The sequence below is a fragment of the Deltaproteobacteria bacterium RBG_16_64_85 genome, from assembly GCA_001798885.1.
Lineage (GTDB): Bacteria > Desulfobacterota > Deferrimicrobia > Deferrimicrobiales > Deferrimicrobiaceae > FEB-35.
In genome coordinates, this window is sequence record MGQW01000022.1 from 1 (window position 1) to 16785 (window position 16785).

Annotated in this window: 16 protein-coding genes; all 16 read left to right on the forward strand. The window is 55.1% G+C overall.

Annotation, left to right across the window (positions count from 1 at the left end; genetic code table 11):
• Positions 1-1737, forward strand: a 1737-nt coding sequence (locus A2Z13_02820; protein ID OGP80299.1) for a polysaccharide export protein, incomplete at its 5' end; no start/stop codon positions are given.
• A 69-nt stretch (positions 1738-1806) separates the two neighbouring features.
• Entirely contained in the window at positions 1807-2922 is a 1116-nt protein-coding gene (locus A2Z13_02825) for a hypothetical protein (GenBank protein ID OGP80300.1), read from the forward strand.
• A 13-nt stretch (positions 2923-2935) separates the two neighbouring features.
• Entirely contained in the window at positions 2936-3904 is a 969-nt protein-coding gene (locus tag A2Z13_02830; protein OGP80301.1) for an oxidoreductase, read from the forward strand.
• A gap of 28 nt (positions 3905-3932) precedes the next feature.
• The gene (locus A2Z13_02835; GenBank protein ID OGP80302.1) at positions 3933-4583 is read left to right on the forward strand and encodes a serine acetyltransferase; all 651 of its coding nucleotides are present in this window, start codon (positions 3933-3935) and stop codon (positions 4581-4583) included.
• Between the two features lie 18 nt (positions 4584-4601).
• Positions 4602-5909, forward strand: coding sequence for a hypothetical protein (locus A2Z13_02840; GenBank protein OGP80303.1), 1308 nt, complete (start codon positions 4602-4604; stop codon positions 5907-5909).
• 56 nt (positions 5910-5965) lie between these two features.
• Entirely contained in the window at positions 5966-7204 is a 1239-nt protein-coding gene (locus A2Z13_02845; protein OGP80313.1) for a hypothetical protein, read from the forward strand.
• A gap of 22 nt (positions 7205-7226) precedes the next feature.
• Entirely contained in the window at positions 7227-7841 is a 615-nt protein-coding gene (locus A2Z13_02850; protein OGP80304.1) for an imidazole glycerol phosphate synthase, glutamine amidotransferase subunit, read from the forward strand.
• A gap of 1 nt (position 7842) precedes the next feature.
• Positions 7843-8601, forward strand: a complete 759-nt coding sequence (locus A2Z13_02855) for an imidazole glycerol phosphate synthase subunit HisF (protein ID OGP80305.1) — start codon at positions 7843-7845, stop codon at positions 8599-8601.
• The gene (locus A2Z13_02860) at positions 8598-9722 is read left to right on the forward strand and encodes an ExsB family protein (GenBank protein ID OGP80306.1); all 1125 of its coding nucleotides are present in this window, start codon (positions 8598-8600) and stop codon (positions 9720-9722) included. Before A2Z13_02855 ends, A2Z13_02860 begins: the two co-directional genes overlap by 4 nt.
• The gene (locus A2Z13_02865) at positions 9722-11071 is read left to right on the forward strand and encodes a hypothetical protein (protein OGP80307.1); all 1350 of its coding nucleotides are present in this window, start codon (positions 9722-9724) and stop codon (positions 11069-11071) included. Before A2Z13_02860 ends, A2Z13_02865 begins: the two co-directional genes overlap by 1 nt.
• 3 nt (positions 11072-11074) lie before the next feature.
• Positions 11075-12187 (forward strand): hypothetical protein, encoded by a 1113-nt coding sequence (locus A2Z13_02870; protein OGP80308.1) that lies wholly within the window; start codon positions 11075-11077, stop codon positions 12185-12187.
• 71 nt (positions 12188-12258) lie between these two features.
• A complete protein-coding gene (locus A2Z13_02875) occupies positions 12259-13509 on the forward strand; it encodes a hypothetical protein (GenBank protein ID OGP80314.1) in 1251 nt (416 codons plus the stop codon).
• Between the two features lie 24 nt (positions 13510-13533).
• Positions 13534-14376 carry a hypothetical protein gene (locus tag A2Z13_02880; GenBank protein ID OGP80309.1) on the forward strand — a complete coding sequence of 281 codons (843 nt, stop codon included), beginning with the start codon at positions 13534-13536 and terminating at the stop codon, positions 14374-14376.
• 28 nt (positions 14377-14404) lie between these two features.
• Positions 14405-15190 (forward strand): hypothetical protein, encoded by a 786-nt coding sequence (locus A2Z13_02885; GenBank protein OGP80310.1) that lies wholly within the window; start codon positions 14405-14407, stop codon positions 15188-15190.
• Positions 15177-15827: a hypothetical protein gene (locus tag A2Z13_02890; GenBank protein ID OGP80311.1), complete on the forward strand. Its 651-nt coding sequence runs from the start codon at positions 15177-15179 to the stop codon at positions 15825-15827. The genes A2Z13_02885 and A2Z13_02890 overlap by 14 nt, the downstream gene beginning before the upstream one ends.
• A gap of 13 nt (positions 15828-15840) precedes the next feature.
• Positions 15841-16785, forward strand: a 945-nt coding sequence (locus A2Z13_02895) for an aminotransferase class I and II (protein OGP80312.1), incomplete at its 3' end; no start/stop codon positions are given.

Genomic DNA, 16785 nt, shown 5'->3' on the forward strand with positions numbered 1-16785 from the left:
TTCAATCTCTTCGTGGACAGGGACGGGATGATCCGGCTTCCGAAAGTCGGGGTCGTCAGCGTGGCCGGCCTGCCTTTCAAGGAGGCCAAGGAACTCATCCAGAAGGAGTACTCGAAATACTTCAGTGGCTTCGAGATGAACGTGAGCATGGGCGCGCTTCGGACGATCACGGTCTACGTGGTGGGGAACGCCCAGTGGCCCGGAGCCTACACGATCTCGTCCCTCTCGACCATCGTCAACGCCATGTTCGCGGCGGGGGGACCGAACAAGAACGGGTCGATGCGGGATATCCAGGTCAAGCGGGACGGGCGGGAGACCGTCCATTTCGACCTGTACGACCTGCTGCTGAAAGGGGACAAGAGCAACGACATCCGGCTGATGCCGCAGGACGTCGTCTTCATCCCCCCGATCGGCCCCGTTGCCGCCATCGCCGGCAGCGTGAACAACCCGGCCCTCTATGAACTCAAGTCGGAAACGAAGATCTCCCAGTTGGTCGAGATGGCGGGGGGAATGAATACCGTCGCCTTCAAGGGACGCATCCAGATCGAACGGATCGTGGAAAATACTCGACAGACTGTCTTCGAATCGGATCTAGAGAAGATGAAGGAGCAGGAAATCTCCCTCCAGTCGGGGGATATCGTCAAGGTCTACCAGGTGGTCCCGGACAAGCGGGTCGTGCGGGTCTCCGGCGCCGTGCAACGGGAAGGGGAGTATGGGTTCAACCCGGGGATGACGGTCAAAGACCTGATGCTGCTGACGGGGGGGCCGAAGTATTACACCAACAAAAAAGAGGCGGAACTAACGCGGGTCACGGTGACGGACCAGGGGCCGAAGACCGAAAAGGTCATCCTGAACCTGGAAAAGGCGCTGGAGGGAGAGTCGGGAGATAACCTGCCTCTGCGGGAAAACGATTACCTGTTCGTACGAACGGTGCCGGAATGGAAGCTCTACCAGACGGTCACCATTTCGGGGGAGGTCAAGTACCCGGGGACCTACACGATCCGGAAAGGGGAAAAACTGTCCTCCCTGATCACGAGGGCGGGGGGGTTCACGGACCGGGCATACCTGAAGGGGGCCGTCTTTACGCGCGAACGGGTGCGCGAAATCCAGCAGAAGCAGCTCGACGAGAGCGCGGACCGGCTGGAAAGGGAGATGGCCGCGAGAGGGACTCTCGCAGTGGCTGCGGCCTCGAGTCCCGAAGAGGCCCAGATCAAGTCATCGGAAACCCAACAGATGAAGGGATTCCTTGCGAAGGTCAGGCAGGCCAAGGCGAAAGGCCGGCTGGTCGTCCCCATCTCGGATATCGGCAAGGGGAAAGGCGCCACTGAATACATCGAACTGGAAGAAGGGGACAGCCTGTTCATCCCGGCCAATCCGCAAAGCGTGCAGGTCTCCGGCTCGGTCTTCAACCAGACCGCTTTCGTCTACGACGGCAACAAGGGCATCTCCGACTACATCAAGCTGGCTGGCGGCTACACCGAGAACGCGGACAAGAAGCGGATTTACTTGCTGAAGGTGGACGGAACTGCCGTGAGGCCCGAGGAAGGATTCACCAGCATCTTCTGGAGCAAGACGTCAAGCCAGTGGGAGTCGGGGGGCAAGCAGTTGGATCCGGGGGACACGATCGTCGTTCCCGAGCAGCTGGAGAGGATCGCCTGGATGCGCGAAATAAAGGACATCACGCAGATCCTCTACCAGATCGCGGTCACCGCTGGGGTGCTGCTCGTGGCGTTTTAGAATCCATGCAAGTCATCGAGATTTCCTGTAAAGGAGTTTGTTTTGGATAAACCGGAAACGAAAAACGACGTGGTAATTAACATTACTGAACGGATCGCCGTACTCGCAAGGCGCAAGAAATTTATCGGGGGAATAACTGCCGGGACTGCAATCGTTTCTCTGGTGATTTGCCTGTTATTGCCCCCGATCTTCAGAGCGGAGACGAAAATCCTCCCGCCCCAACAAGGTTCCTCGAATATTGCCGCGCAATTATTAAATCAGGTGGGCGGACTCGCAACCCTGGCCACGGGTGGTATCGGGATGAAAAGTCCAAACGATATGTATATCGGATTCCTTCGCAGCAGGACCGTCAGAGACAAAATCATCGACCGGTTTGGATTGATGAAAATCTACGACGTGAAATTCCGGGAAGACGCGAGAAAGGAACTTGGCGAGGCATTAAGCGCAACCAGCGGAAAGGACACCATGATCGTTGTTACCGTGGAGGACCGGGATCCGAAAAGGGCGGCGGATATGGCGAATGCGTTCGTGGAAGAGATGGTTGCAGTCTCCAAGGGCCTTGCCATCACCGAGGCGGCACAGAGAAGGCTGTTCTTCGAGGAACAACTACAGGATGTAAAACAAGCATTGTCAAGGGCGGAAGAAGGAATAAGAGGATACCAGGAAAAAACGGGCGCGCTGAAGATCGATGACCAGGCGAGAGTCGTTATACAAGGGATTGGAAGTTTACGAGCGCGAATCGCCGCCAAGGAAGTACAATATAAAGTAGCACAAACCTATGCCACTTCTCAGAATCCCGATCTGCAAAAAATCGAAGAAGAGTTGAAAGGATTAAAGGTGGAACTCAATAAGCTTGAACAAAAAGGAGGGAACGGCCACGACCCTCTAATGCCTACAGGAAGGATGCCTTCCGTCGGTATGGAATATCTTCGAAAACTGCGGGACGTGAAGTACAACGAGATTCTGTATGAACTGCTGGCGAAGCAATATGAAATGGCCAAGCTGGATGAAGCACGGGACGCCGTCACCATTCAAGTCATCGATAAAGCGGTAATACCGGAAAAAAAAGTGAAACCGAAACGGGCCATCATTGTCGCATTGTCTACGTTCACCGGTTTGTTGTTCTCGATTTTTACGGCATTCAGGATCGAGCGCGGCAAAACCGTCTTCCCTTCTAGCTCCTGACAGGAAGCCGAGAATGAACGACACCGCGGTCCCACGTAATTTCGCCCTTATCGGGGCGGCCGGGTATGTCGCCCCCCGGCACATGAAAGCCATTAGGGATACCGGAAACAGAATCGTTTGTGCGTTGGACAAGTCCGATTCCGTGGGGATCCTCGACAGTTTCTTTTACGACGTGGCCTTCTTCGCCGAGTTTGAGCGGTTTGACCGGCATGCCGAAAAGCTGCGCCGGCAGGGAGGTGACAAACGTATCCACTATACCAGCATCTGCTCCCCGAACTATCTGCACGATGCGCATGTGCGCTTTTCCCTGCGTATTGGTGCCGATGCGATATGCGAGAAACCGCTTGTTCTCAACCCTTGGAACCTGGACGCCCTTGCGGAGCTGGAACAGGAATCGGGAAAGAGGATATTCAATATTCTACAGCTAAGGGTCCATCCTTCGATCATCGCTCTGCGGGAGAAAATCCGACAGGCCCCGGCGGGGAAAAAGTATGCAATTGACCTAACTTATATCACCGCCCGGGGGAACTGGTACTTTGCCTCCTGGAAAGGGGATATCAGCAAGTCCGGCGGGATTGCCACCAATATCGGCGTTCACTTCTTCGATATGCTTTTATGGGTTTTCGGCGGTGTAAAACACTTCGAATTGCACATTGCCGACGACCGCAAAATTACCGGTTTCCTGGAGCTTGAGAAAGCGCAGGTGCGTTGGTTTCTCTCGGTGGGGAAGGAGGACCTTCCCGAGATGGCCGTAAAGGAAGGAAAGACCACGTACCGCTCCATCACCGTTGATGGAGAAGAGTTCGAATTCTCCGGAGGCTTCGTCGATCTCCACACGGTCATCTACCAGGAAATCCTTGCAGGCCGGGGTTTCGGAATCGAGGAGGCTCGCCCATCGATCGACCTTGTGCATAGATTGCGGAATGCCGTGCCTGCACGAAATCCAGGCTCCCATGTCCATCCGTTACTGAACAGACCCTAGTCATTCTCTAATCATAAAGGAGAGCGTTATGGACTACTTTGTCCATGAATCGTCGTATGTCGACGAAGGAGCGCAAATCGGCAAAGGAACGAAAATCTGGCATTTTTCACACGTCCTTAGCGGGGCGAAGATCGGTGAGTATTGCAGTCTTGGACAAAATGTTTCCATTGCCGGAGGAACGGTCATGGGAAATCACGTCAAGGTGCAGAACAACGTATCGGTTTATGAAGGAACTGTCATTGAGGATGATGTTTTCCTTGGTCCGTCGTGCGTTTTAACAAATGTGACGAATCCGCGTTCCCAGGTTATTCGAAAATCCTTATATGAAAAGACCCTGATCCGACGCGGTGCTTCCATCGGGGCCAATGCGACGGTGGTGTGCGGCATCACCATAGGCCGGTATGCATTTATCGCTGCCGGCGCCGTTATCGCGAAGGATGTCCCCGACTACGCTCTTGTGATAGGGGTCCCGGCGCGTCAAAAAGGGTGGATGAGCCGTCATGGCCACGTTCTCAAGGATCCGGATCCGAAGGGCATCTATACCTGTCCGGAAAGTGGTCTTCAATATAAGGAAGTGGAGCAGGGAATCCTTCGTTGTCTTGACCTGGATGAGGATGCCCCGTTGCCGAAGGAGCTGGCTGTCGGAAAGGTTTTTTACAGGGAAGTCCGGAAGAAATAAAGCGCGGAAGCATGAGCCGTGTGCCTGTCCCGGATTCTGTTCCTGTTTCTTCTGATCCCCTTCCTGACCGGTTGCGTCGGCACGAGCGCCGACGGGACGGGCGGAGGCGGTCGGACGGTCGAGGCGAAGGACCTGCTTCTCTGGGAGAATACCGTGAAGGTCTACCTCGGCGACAATCTTTGGAGAGACCGCGACCTCTACGACGCCGGCCATGTCTTGATGATTCCCCTGCACGCCGCCTTCAGGCTCGGACAGGCGGAGTGGCATCAGGAATTTTCCGATCATTTCCGCCGCTTCATGGAAAACGACAACAACAGTTTTTTAACCGAACCCCAAGATCTGGATTTGGCGCGGGAGCACTATTTGTATCTCGCAAGTCGGTTCCTGGTGCTGGCCACGGAATCGGGAAGGGCGGATCTGGTCCCTCCGGCATTGATCGAAAAGCTGTATGGCGAGGTCGATTCGCTCTGGAGTATGAAAACCGCATGGTGGTACGAGCGGGATTTCGCGGGCGGCATCCGCGAACGCCTGCAATGGAAATTGAGCCAGACCGCCACAACCCCCTCTTATTATCGCGCGATCACGGATCACGAAATCTTCCTGTTCGCGATCTCGGCCGATCTGCGGATCTACGAAAGGATCTCCGGGAAATATTCTGGTCTCTCTCCCGTGGTCGGCGAAATCCTGAACGTGGCATATGCGGTTTTCAACAAGTACGTTGTGCCTTTCGATGACGGCACCTGGCTGTTTCAACCCGGATTGTGGACGGATCACCCGGATTACCTCTACGCCGGGAATCCGGAACTGGCAGCGAATTTGAAGCCGGCTCCGGTTCCCGGCATCGCGGAGGACACCTCGCACAGCCATCGATGGCCGGTCTGGCTGAAAAGCCTCGCCGGTGCGTATCGGGAAGGGGATCCCGAGCGGGGATATTACGAAAATCTTTCCGCGGGACTGGAGAAACAGTTCTATGGAAAAGTCTTGTTGCAACCCTCCAGCGGGTTTCCGGCATACCGTGTAGCCAACTTCATGGATGGAAATAACGGCGTATACCGGTATCAGTATCAAACTGTCGGAGGCAACCTGGGTTATGGCCCCTGGGAGCTCTCCGGGATATTGATCGAAGGATGGTGGGGGTTTCTCGGCAACCCGAGGATGCAGGCCGTGTACGTCGATATTGCCGGTCGGTTTCCTCTCCCTCCCGAGGTTGTGACGCTCTACACGGGACCGAACACGACCCGTCCGAGGCATCCACTGGTGACATGGCCGGATTTTTTCGGGAACGGGTTCGGAGAGCTCAACGCAAGACTCGCCGGGAAATTTTGAAACTGCCGAACTTCCATCTGAATATTTTTCGACGGGAATCGTTTGCGTCGAACGTGATGACGATGATGTCGGGGACCGCAATCGCGCAGGCGATCCCGGTATTGATCTCTCCCGTCCTGACGCGATTGTACACGCCGGAAGAGTTCGGCGTACTGGCTTTATACATGGCGATCGCGTATGTCGTATCCGTTGTTGCCGCCGGGAGATTCGAGCTGGCGGTGATCCTCCCGGAGCAGGACGACGAAGCGGTCAATATCGTAGTGCTTGCCTTGCTGTGTTCCTTGTTTGTCAGCATTGTCACGTTTCTTGTCGTTCTTCTCTTTAATGACCGCCTGGCGAAATTTCTGGGGAGCAGGGAAATTTCCTTCTGGCTGTATTTCATCCCCCTGACGGTTCTACTGACGGGGATCTACAACACCTTCTATTACTGGTCGACAAGGAAGCTGCAGTATAAAAGGCTGGTCGTCAGCAAGGTCTCGCAGACATCCTCCACAGCGATCCTCAATTTGCTGATGGGACTGAAGGGCTATGGATCGAGCGGACTGGTTGTCGGGGGGATCGCGGGGCAAGTCACCACGACCGGGATATTGAGCTTCCAGATCTGGAAAGATGACAAGAACAAGATCGGATTCATCGATAAGGAGAAGATACGGGGCCAATTGTCCCGCTATAAGAATTTCCCGATCTACTCCATTCCGGCCGATTTTATCAATGTGCTGGCGAATCAGTTGCCGGTCTATGTACTCGGTATCTATTTTGGGGGAGCGGTCGTCGGGTTCTATTCGTTGACCCAGAGGGTCCTCGGCGCCCCGATATCGCTGATAGCCAGCTCCATAATGGATGTATTCAAGCAGAGGGCCAGCAGCGATTACGCGAAGCATGGAAACTGCCGGGATATTTTCGTGAAGACGTTGCTGGGCCTCACGGCGATCTCGGTGGTCCCATTCGCCCTGTTTTTTTACGCGGCCCCGTCGATATTTACCCTGATCTTCGGGGAACAGTGGATCGTCGCCGGGGAGTATGCTCAGCTCATGGCGATCATGTTCTTCTTCCGGTTCATATCGAGCCCGTTGAGTTTTGTGATTTACATAGCGGAAAAACAGAATTACGACCTGGTCTGGCAGTCGGCCTTGCTTGTTTTCACGGTCGTTTCGCTGTTCGCCGGAGTCTATCTCCACGACGTCAAGATCAGCATCTTGTGCTTTTCGCTATCGTATTCGGTCCTTTATGTTGTGTACCTGATTCTGTCGTATCAGTTTTCCAAGGGGAATAAACCACTGGTTCCGCAGCAGTAGATTTTCGCGCGAGGTCCTCTCTTTGCTTGCGATCATAGATTACGGGATGGGAAATCTTGGATCCATCCGGAACATGCTGAAAAAGATCGACCATAACGCGGTGGTGACATCGAGAACGGAAGACATCGTTGCGGCGGACAAAATCATATTGCCCGGAGTGGGAGCGTTCGATAACGGAATGAGGAATCTCGAATCGAGAGGGCTCGTGAGGGTCTTGAGCGACAAGGTCTTCCGGGAAAAAGTTCCGATCCTGGGGATCTGTCTCGGCATGCAACTCATGACGAAATACAGCGAGGAAGGGACATTGCCGGGCTTGGGATGGGTGGACGCGAGAACAGTCCGGTTCCGCTTCGATGATACGGCCAATCAAAGGAAGGTCCCGCACATGGGATGGAACACGGTGCATGTGCTGAAGGAAAACCGTTTGTTCCGGGGGATGGATGAAAGGACAAGGTTTTATTTTGTTCATTCCTATCATGTCGTTCTCCCTGACGAGGGGGATGTCCTGACCAGGACGCATTATGGATTCGATTTCGTGTCCTCCTATCAAAAGAGCAATATCACGGGTGTCCAGTTTCATCCGGAGAAAAGCCATAAATTCGGAATGCAATTGTTGAAGAACTTCATGGATCTGTAGCATGTTGCGAACCAGGGTGATTCCCTGTCTGTTGCTGAAGGAGCAGGGTCTTGTAAAGACGATCAAATTCAAGGACCCGAAATACGTGGGAGATCCAGTCAATGCCGTCCGGATCTTCAATGAAAAGGAAGTCGACGAATTGATCTTTCTCGACATCACCGCGACGATCGAGAACCGGAAGCCGAATTTCCGGATGATCGCGGACATCGCCAGCGAATGCTTCATGCCGTTCAGTTACGGCGGAGGGATCCGGGAGCTGGAGGATCTGAAAATCCTGTTCAGCCTGGGAGTCGAGAAAGTGATCATCAACAGCTATGCGGCTCTGAATCCGGATTTCATACGGTCTGTCTCCTCTCTCTACGGAAGCCAAAGCATCGTCGTGTCGATCGACGTCAGGAAGAACCTGATCGGTCATTACGAGACCTATATCCTTGGCGGGAGAAGAGGTACCGGCAGGGGGGTCGTCGATTTTGCGAAGGAAATGGAGGCAATGGGTGCCGGGGAAATATTCCTGAACTCCATCGACAGGGATGGGACGGGGAGGGGGTACGACATCGATATCATCAGGAAGGTGTCCCACGCCATCTCCATTCCCCTCGTCGCCTGCGGAGGGGCGGGACGCATTGAGGATCTCGCGGAAGCGGTGGCGGGAGGAGCTTCCGCAGTTGCAGCCGGCAGCATGTTCGTTTTTCACGGTAAGCACAGGGCCGTGTTGATCACCTATCCTTTGTCTGAGGAGTTGGAAAGGATGTTTTCATGAATCCATACCGGATATGCACCAATTGCATCATGGATACCTCGGACAGCGAGATCCGGTTCGACGAAAACGGGATTTGCAATTATTGCAATGCCTTCGATGCGGATGTCCGAAAAAAACTGGAACTTGCCCAGGCGGGAAAGGGGATGGAGGTTCTTTCCGGAATATTGAACGAAATAAAAAGAAAGGGGAGGACCAGGGAATACGACTGCATCGTCGGTGTCAGCGGCGGGGTCGACAGCACGTATGCGGCCTATAACGCGGTGAAATTGGGACTTAGGCCGCTAGCCGTCCACTTTGACAGCGGCTGGAACTCGGAACTGGCAGTCAACAATATCGAGAATATCGTGAAAAATCTGAAGATCGATCTGTATACGTTTGTTGCGGACTGGCCGGAAATGCAGAATCTGCAGCTCGCCTATTTCAAGGCATCCGTCTCCAACTGCGATATTCCCCAGGATCACGCATTCCTCGGCGCTTTATACCGCGTTGCTGTGGAACGCCGAATAAAATACATCATCAGCGGTGGGAATAATGCCACCGAATTCATCTTGCCCAGGACATGGGGTTACAATGCTTCAGACGCACGCAATCTGAAGGCGATCCACCAGCGTTTCGGAACCGTGAAGTTAAAGCATTATCCGAGCTGCAGTTTTTTCAAAAGATATTTCTATTATCCATACGTAAAAAATATCCGTATCGTCCGAATCCTGGATTATTTGCCTTATAACAAGGCAGAGGCGAAGAAGATCATTATCGAAAAGCTTGGCTGGCGGGATTACGGCGGGAAACATTACGAGTCGATATTTACGAAGTTCTTTCAGGCATACTATCTCCCCAAAAAATTTGGCTTCGATAAGAGAAGGGCTCATCTGTCAAGCCTCATCGTTTCGGGCCAGATGACCCGTGAAAACGCGCTCAGGGAAATGGGGGAGCCTCCCTATCTCCAGGGAAAATTGATGGAAGACAAGGAATATGTCGCGAAAAAACTGGGAATCACAGTGGAAGAGTTCGAACGGATCCTGGGAACCCCGATACGGTCCTACAAGGAATTCCCATCGAACGACTGGCTGTTCCGGTTGAAAAACTCCGTGCTTGCACACGTCCGGAAATTCCTTCCGTAATGGTACAGGATTTCCATCTCTTCGATACCCCGTTTTCCTTCTTCGTCATTATTAACTGGCTGTATGCCATTTTCTGCTCCTGGTGGCTTTACGATCTGTTCAGGAACCGTAGGTATCTTTTCATCAAGCCAAGCATATTTTTGATTTCCTATACGCATCTCTTTTTCCAGTGGCCCCTTGCCATATTCGCCGGGTATTACGAGAACTGGCTCCCGAATCCCTATACGATGATCGTGTTGGTCCATGGATATGTCGTTTTCGGCCTGGCGGGAAGCGTACTGTCGCAGGAGCGGGAAGCATCCCGGATTTGGAACGCCATCCATCGATACGAGTGGAACAAATACTCGAATACGCGCATAAAAACCATTTTCATCCTGGCGGGGATCGTCTTCGCGGTGACAGCGGCCTACCTGTCCTACGTGCCGATTACAAGTACAGGTCTGTATGCGATACTTTTCAGCCCGGACACTTCCGGCGTCGCCAGGGAGGAATCCCTCAAGCTGCTGGATTACGGCGGCCTGAAGTACGCTTACAGCATCATGTCGTCTTCCGTCGTGCCTCTTCTGGCGGCTCTTTTGACAATGCAATTGCTGTCCGATAAGGAGAATCGAAAGGTTCTGTTAGTCGTCCCGATCGTCCTGGTCCTGATCTTTGCGGGCATATCCGTCAGCCTCACGGGGACAAGGGCGGGATTGTTCAATATGGCGATCGTTGTTGCCTTCGTCGTTCTGTGGAAACGAGGATTGACCGTGAAGCCCGGCACCGTCATCATAATCATCCTGGCGGCCATTTCCCCGGCGATATTCCTTTCTCTGCTTAGGGAAGGAAAGGAAATCGGGGAATTTGCGAAACTGTATTTCACCTACCTTGGGTACATTTCCAATCGAGCCTTCCTGATGCCGTTCCATGTTGGCGGTTGGTACATCCATCACGCCCAGGAGTATGGAGTCCTTGGAATCGGCGCCTTTCCGAAGTTGGCCGGGCTGTTCGGAGTCGGACCGCTGGACGGACCGAACATCATCGGATTGGCATATGCGTCCCGGTATTATGGATTGCCGGTCATGGAGAGCATCAGCGCGACCGCCGGTTATCTGTTCAGTTCCTACGGGTATATCGGAATCGCGGCACTACCGCTTTCCCTGCTCGGCTTGTGGCTGACGGATGTTTCCATCCTGGTTTACAGGAGGTTGGGCGGATACATCCTGATTCCTTGCGTGGCGAGCATCAGCCTGGCCACGCTGATGTTCGTGCAGAGCGATTATACCGTGGTGTGGATTACGCACGGATTCGGAACGATCTTATTGCTCTCTCTGGTCCTGACGAAGATTTTCCAAGACAGGCAGTCGTAGACCGTGAGCAAAAAGATCGTACATATTACCTGCGTTCACCCCCCCTTTGATGCCCGCATCTTCCATAAGGAATGCAAGACGCTCGCGAGGAACGGGTACGAGGTAAAGCTTGTGGCCCAGCATGACAAGGATGAAATCGTCGACGGCATACAAATCCTGTCGATATCGAAGCCAAGGAATCGACTGGAGCGAATGTTTTTCAGCGTTATCGAGAGTTACCGGAAGGCGGTCGCCGAAAAGGCGGATCTTTACCACTTCCATGATCCGGAACTCATTCCCGCGGGCATCCTCCTGAAAGTGAGGGGCTACCGTGTTATCTACGACGCCCACGAAGACGTTCCGACACAGATGAGGATCAAGAACTGGATCCATCCTGTTTTCAAGGGTATTTTCGGCAGTATGGCCGCGGCCGCGGAGTGGATCGGAAGCGGTGTTTTCGACGGTGTTGTCGCCGCGACCCCGAAGATTGCAACCCATTTTCCGGGAAAGAAAACGGTTGTCGTCCAGAATTTTCCGCAACTGGCCGAGTCCTTGGAGAACGCTGCAACGCCCTACAGGGAGAGAGAACCGATTCTTGCCTACACAGGCGTCGTCTCTCATCTGCGTGGCGCCATGGAAATGGTGGAAGCGCTCGGGAAGATCCCAGACGGTCAGAAGGTCCAGCTTCAAATCGCGGGCTTCTTCAGCCCGGCCGATCTCCAGTCCCGCATGCAAAACCTGTCCGGCTGGTCCCGGGTCGTCTTTCTCGGATGGCAAAGCCGACCGGAGATTGCGGCATTGCTGGGACGGGCAAGGATCGGCTTGGTTCTGCTTCATCCGACGAAATCGTACCTGGACAGCTATCCGACGAAGCTTTTCGAATATATGGCGGTCGGCATCCCGGTGATCACTTCGGATTTTCCGTTGTGGAGAAAGATCATCTCGGAAGCGAAATGCGGAATGGTGGTCGATCCGAAGGATCCATCCGGAATCGCCAACGCCATTTCCTGGATGCTGGCCCATGAAGACGAAGCGGAGGCCATGGGAATCCGCGGCCGCAGAGCTGTCCTGGAGCGGTATAACTGGGAGTCGGAAGCCAGGAAACTTCTGTCCATCAGCGAAAAGCTGACTGGATAGATCGACGTTTACATCGATTCCGGTTTGGGAAAAAATCCTTGAGGATCTGGTTGATAACGGTGGGAGAGCCGCTGCCGACCGACGGTCCGGGCGAACGACTTCTACGTACGGGCATACTGGCCGATATGCTGTCCCGGAGAGGACATGACGTTCTGTGGTGGACCTCTTCCTTCGACCATTTCGCAAAACACCAGAGGCATGGTACGGACGTATTGCAGGTTGTCGGGGATCGATACCGGATCCATCAGTTGCATGCGAACGGGTACCGGAAAAACGTATCTCTCACTCGGTTGTTGAACCATTACGGACTGGCAAGGAAGTTCCGGAAACATTCGGTGCTTGAACCCAGGCCGGAGATCATCCTCAGTTCCTTGCCTACCCTTGAATTGTGCGTGGAAGCGACGCGGTACGGCCGAAAGAGGGGTATTCCCGTGGTCCTCGATGTACGGGACCTGTGGCCCGACATCTTCCTTGAACTCGTTCCGCGTTGGGGCAGGAGCGCCTCGCGGATCGTATTATCCCCCCTGTTCCAGGCTGCGCGGGAGGCATGCAGGGACGCCACGGCGATCCTTGGCATAACCCCGGAAATCGTGGCTTGGGGCCTGAAGTATGCCGAACGTGCTCCATCGGAATGGGACAGGGATTTCCCCCTGGGATACAGTCAGGTCCCTCCCCCCGAAGGGGAAACGGAACAGGCTGCGGAACGATGGCGTACCCGGGGAGTCGGGGCGGAAGACTTCAACCTCTGTTTTTTTGGGACGATCGGCCGTCAGTTCGATCTCGAAACGGTCATCGACGCTGCATGGAGATTGAAGGAAGGAGACCGGCCGTTCCGTTTCGTCATCTGCGGCAGCGGCGACAAGCTGGAATTCTATAGGAAGAAGGCTTCGGGATGTCCAAACGTCCTCTTCCCGGGATGGGTGAACCGGGCGGATATCCTTGCCTTGATGCAGATGTCGGCTGCGGGTCTGGCGCCCTACCGCAACAAGCCGGACTTCCTCCTGAGCCTGCCGAACAAGCCTTTGGAGTATCTGTCTGCGGGGCTTCCCGTCGTTTCGAGCCTAAAGGGGACATTGAAGCGGTTGCTGGAGGAACATCATTGCGGGATGACCTATGGGGAAGGGGACCCGGATTCACTGGTCGCCACACTGGTCTTTCTCCATGATCACAGGGAAGCGTCCTATGAGATGTCGCGGAATGCACGGGAACTCTTCGCGGGGCGGTTCGACGCGGAGAAAGTGTACGGGGAGCTGATCGGGCATCTGGAGCGAATCGAAGAAGCGTCGAGAACGCCGGGACGATCGGGCGCAACAGTGGCGTGAGGTAAGGGGGGGTACGCGGCGGCAATGAACGCGGAAACGCTGAAGTCGAGACTTCTTGAGATGGACGCGGAATCGAGCCGGAACTGGATGGAGCCCCTGGAAGCCAGGAAGAGGAAGGAGCTGGAGTTCCATGACCGGTACCGGGACCTGCCGAGCATGGAATCGCTCGATCAGGACACCTTCGACAAGATCTACGGGAACAAGAAATATTACATTGCGACGGAGCTGTCCAAAAACCATGTCGATGCCTGGATCCGGGAGCACGCGAAGGGGAAGATCTTTCTGGATTATGCCTGCGGCAACGGCGGTAACGCGATCAAGGCCGCGAAGGCCGGCGCCGCCCTCTCCGTCGGGATCGATATCAGCCCGGTGTCCGTCGCGAATGCACGCCGTGACGCCGGAAAGGAAGGCGTGGAAGGCAATACGGTTTTCCTGCGGGCGGACGCCGAAAACACGGGACTGCCCGACAATTCGATCGACCGGGTCATCTGCAGCGGCATGCTGCACCATCTCGACCTGACGTACGCGTTTCCCGAACTGCGAAGGATATTGGCACCGGGCGGGAAAATCCTGGTGGTGGAGGCATTGAATTACAACCCGGCGATCAAGTTGTATCGGCACCTGACCCCCGACATGAGGACGGAGTGGGAGAAAAACCACATCTTGAGCCTCAAGGACGTGGAATTCGCGAGGCGGTTTTTCACGGTCGGGGAGGTTCATTACTGGCATATCCTGAGCATTCTGGCTCCGTATATGAAGCCGTTTCTGCGCTTCTTCAATGCGGCGGACAAGGTCCTGACGAGAATCCCCCTGGTGCGGTTGATGGCCTGGATCTTCACGTTCGAGCTTGGGAAGGAAAGCGGATAGCCTCGCGGAAGACGCTTCCGCGACAAGGATGCCCGTGACCGTCGATTATCAATCGGTTACCGAACTGTTCGGCGAAGAGGTGTCGACCGAGCAGGTCGACAGGATCTGCAACCGCTACTACTGGGCGGGAACCTATTGCCGGGGAAAGGACGTTCTCGAGGCTGCCTGTGGGAGCGGACAGGGGCTGGGGTATCTGGCGGGACTGGCGAGGAGCATACGTGCGGGCGACTACGCGTTCGACATCCTGAGGTATCCGAAGAGCCATTACGGCCCCCGGATCTCTTTGCAGCAGTTCGATGCCCAAAGAATTCCGTTTCGGGACCACTCGTTCGATGTCGTCATCCTTTTCGAGGCGATCTACTACCTCCCCGATGCGGACATCTTCGTCGAGGAATGCCGTCGGGTATTGCGCCGGGGAGGAAGGGTGCTGGTCGCCACGGCGAACAAGGACCTGTTCGATTTCAATCCCAGCCCCTACAGTCACCGGTATTATGGCGTCGTCGAGATGAACGAACTTTTCGCGCGCCACGGCTTCGCATCCGAGTTCTTCGGGAATACCCCCGTAGACGCCGTAGGCTGTCGCCAGAGGTTCCTGCGTCCCGCCAAAAAGATCGCGGTGGATCTTGGTATAATCCCGAAGACCTCCCAAGGGAAAAAGATCCTGAAACGGCTTCTTTTCGGAAGGCTGGTCCGGATGCCTGCCGAGATCGAGGAAGGGATGGCCCGGTATGTGGAGCCGGCCAGGCTGTCTCCTTCGATGGCGGACAAAAATCATAAAGTGATCTACTGCGCGGCGACCAATGAAGGAAAATAGCATTTCAAAACGCGGATTTGACATCCTGTTTTCCTCCCTCGGGCTGATCCTGTCGAGCCCTGTTTTCCTGATATTTGCTGTTGCGATCAAGCTGGATTCCAGAGGGCCGGTTTTTTACAGGGGTCGAAGGGTGGGCCGTTATGGAAAAATGTTCAGGATCTATAAATTCCGGAGCATGGTGCACAACGCCGAGAGGTTGGGAGCGGCTTCCACCAGTTCGGCGGACGCTCGCGTTACCGGGGTCGGCAGGTGGATCCGGAAATTCAAGCTCGACGAGCTTTCGCAGCTGATCAACGTGTTTCTCGGGGACATGAGCATCGTCGGCCCCCGGCCCGAAGTTCAAAAGTTCGTGGATCTGTATTCGGAGGAGGAAAAACGGATCCTGTCCTTGCGGCCGGGCATTACTGATTGGGCGTCTATCAAATTCCACAACGAGGGAGAGATCATCGAGTCTTCGGGGATCGCCGATGCCGACGAGGCCTATGCGCGGCTCATCCGGCCCGAGAAGCTCCGCCTCCAGATCAAATACGTCCGCGAGCGGAATCTGTGGATCGATGTGAAGATCATAATCAGCACCTTTCTGACGATTTTTTCAACCCGTTCGGGGGGCAAGCCGGTCGGAGTGCCTGCGCCATGAGGAAGCGGTACGCATGAAATTCGCCACAAACCGTCATATCGAACAGGTCATCTTTCCACCGATCGTCGAGATCAAGCGCCTGGTCGCGGGCGACAAAGCCCCGTGCGGGAAAACGTACATCGATCTCTGCCAGGCGGTACCCGATTATCCGCCGGCGCCGGAGCTGGTAGAGTACGTGCAGGCGCGGCTCTCCGACCCGGCGACCGCTCTCTATACTTCCGATGAGGGGCTCCTCGACGTCCGCGAAGCGGCTTGCCGGCGTTATGGAAGGGTCTACGGGGCATCCCTGACGGCCGATAATATCTGCCTCACCGTCGGCGCCAGCCAGGCATTCTGGCTGGCGATGGTGACGCTATGCGCAGCGGATGACGAAGTGATCCTCCAGGTGCCGTATTATTTCGACTATGACATGGCGTTGGAGATGATGGGAATCCGGCGTATCTACGCGCCGTTTCACGAGACGACCGGCGGTTTGCCCGAGGCGGAGACGATCGAGCGGTTGATCACTCCCCGCACCCGGGCGATTCTGTTGGTCACGCCGAGCAATCCGACCGGCGCGATTGCCCCACCGGAGGTCGTGCACGATCTCTTTGAGCTTGCCGAACGCCATAACATCGCGCTGGTTCTCGATGAGACCTATGCCGACTTCATTGCCGGGGGCGACCGTCCTCACGGGTTGTTTGCGCGAAAAGACTGGGGCGACCACTTCGTTCATATCATGTCGTTCGGCAAGACGTATGCGATTACCGGCTACCGGGCCGGGTTACTGATTGCTTCCGAGGCATTCCTGTACCATGCTCTGAAGGCCCATGACACGATGGCGATTTGCCAGCCGACGCCGGCGCAGGCGGCGCTGCAGTATGGCCTCGACCACCTCGATTCATGGGTTGCCGCCAATCGCCGGATGATGGAACGCAGGCATGATGGCTTCCGTGAAGAATTCCTGAAGCCGGGCAAT

Bases quoted from the DNA above. Each gene is read 5' to 3' on its own strand.
- A2Z13_02880 (OGP80309.1), top strand. From the start codon at position 13,534: ATGAACGCGGAAACGCTGAAGTCGAGACTTCTTGAGATGGACGCGGAA.
- A2Z13_02855 (OGP80305.1), top strand. From the start codon at position 7,843: ATGTTGCGAACCAGGGTGATTCCCTGTCTGTTGCTGAAGGAGCAGGGT.
- A2Z13_02845 (OGP80313.1), top strand. From the start codon at position 5,966: ATGACGATGATGTCGGGGACCGCAATCGCGCAGGCGATCCCGGTATTG.
- A2Z13_02835 (OGP80302.1), top strand. From the start codon at position 3,933: ATGGACTACTTTGTCCATGAATCGTCGTATGTCGACGAAGGAGCGCAA.
- A2Z13_02865 (OGP80307.1), top strand. From the start codon at position 9,722: ATGGTACAGGATTTCCATCTCTTCGATACCCCGTTTTCCTTCTTCGTC.
- A2Z13_02890 (OGP80311.1), top strand. From the start codon at position 15,177: ATGAAGGAAAATAGCATTTCAAAACGCGGATTTGACATCCTGTTTTCC.
- A2Z13_02860 (OGP80306.1), top strand. From the start codon at position 8,598: ATGAATCCATACCGGATATGCACCAATTGCATCATGGATACCTCGGAC.
- A2Z13_02830 (OGP80301.1), top strand. From the start codon at position 2,936: ATGAACGACACCGCGGTCCCACGTAATTTCGCCCTTATCGGGGCGGCC.
- A2Z13_02885 (OGP80310.1), top strand. From the start codon at position 14,405: ATGCCCGTGACCGTCGATTATCAATCGGTTACCGAACTGTTCGGCGAA.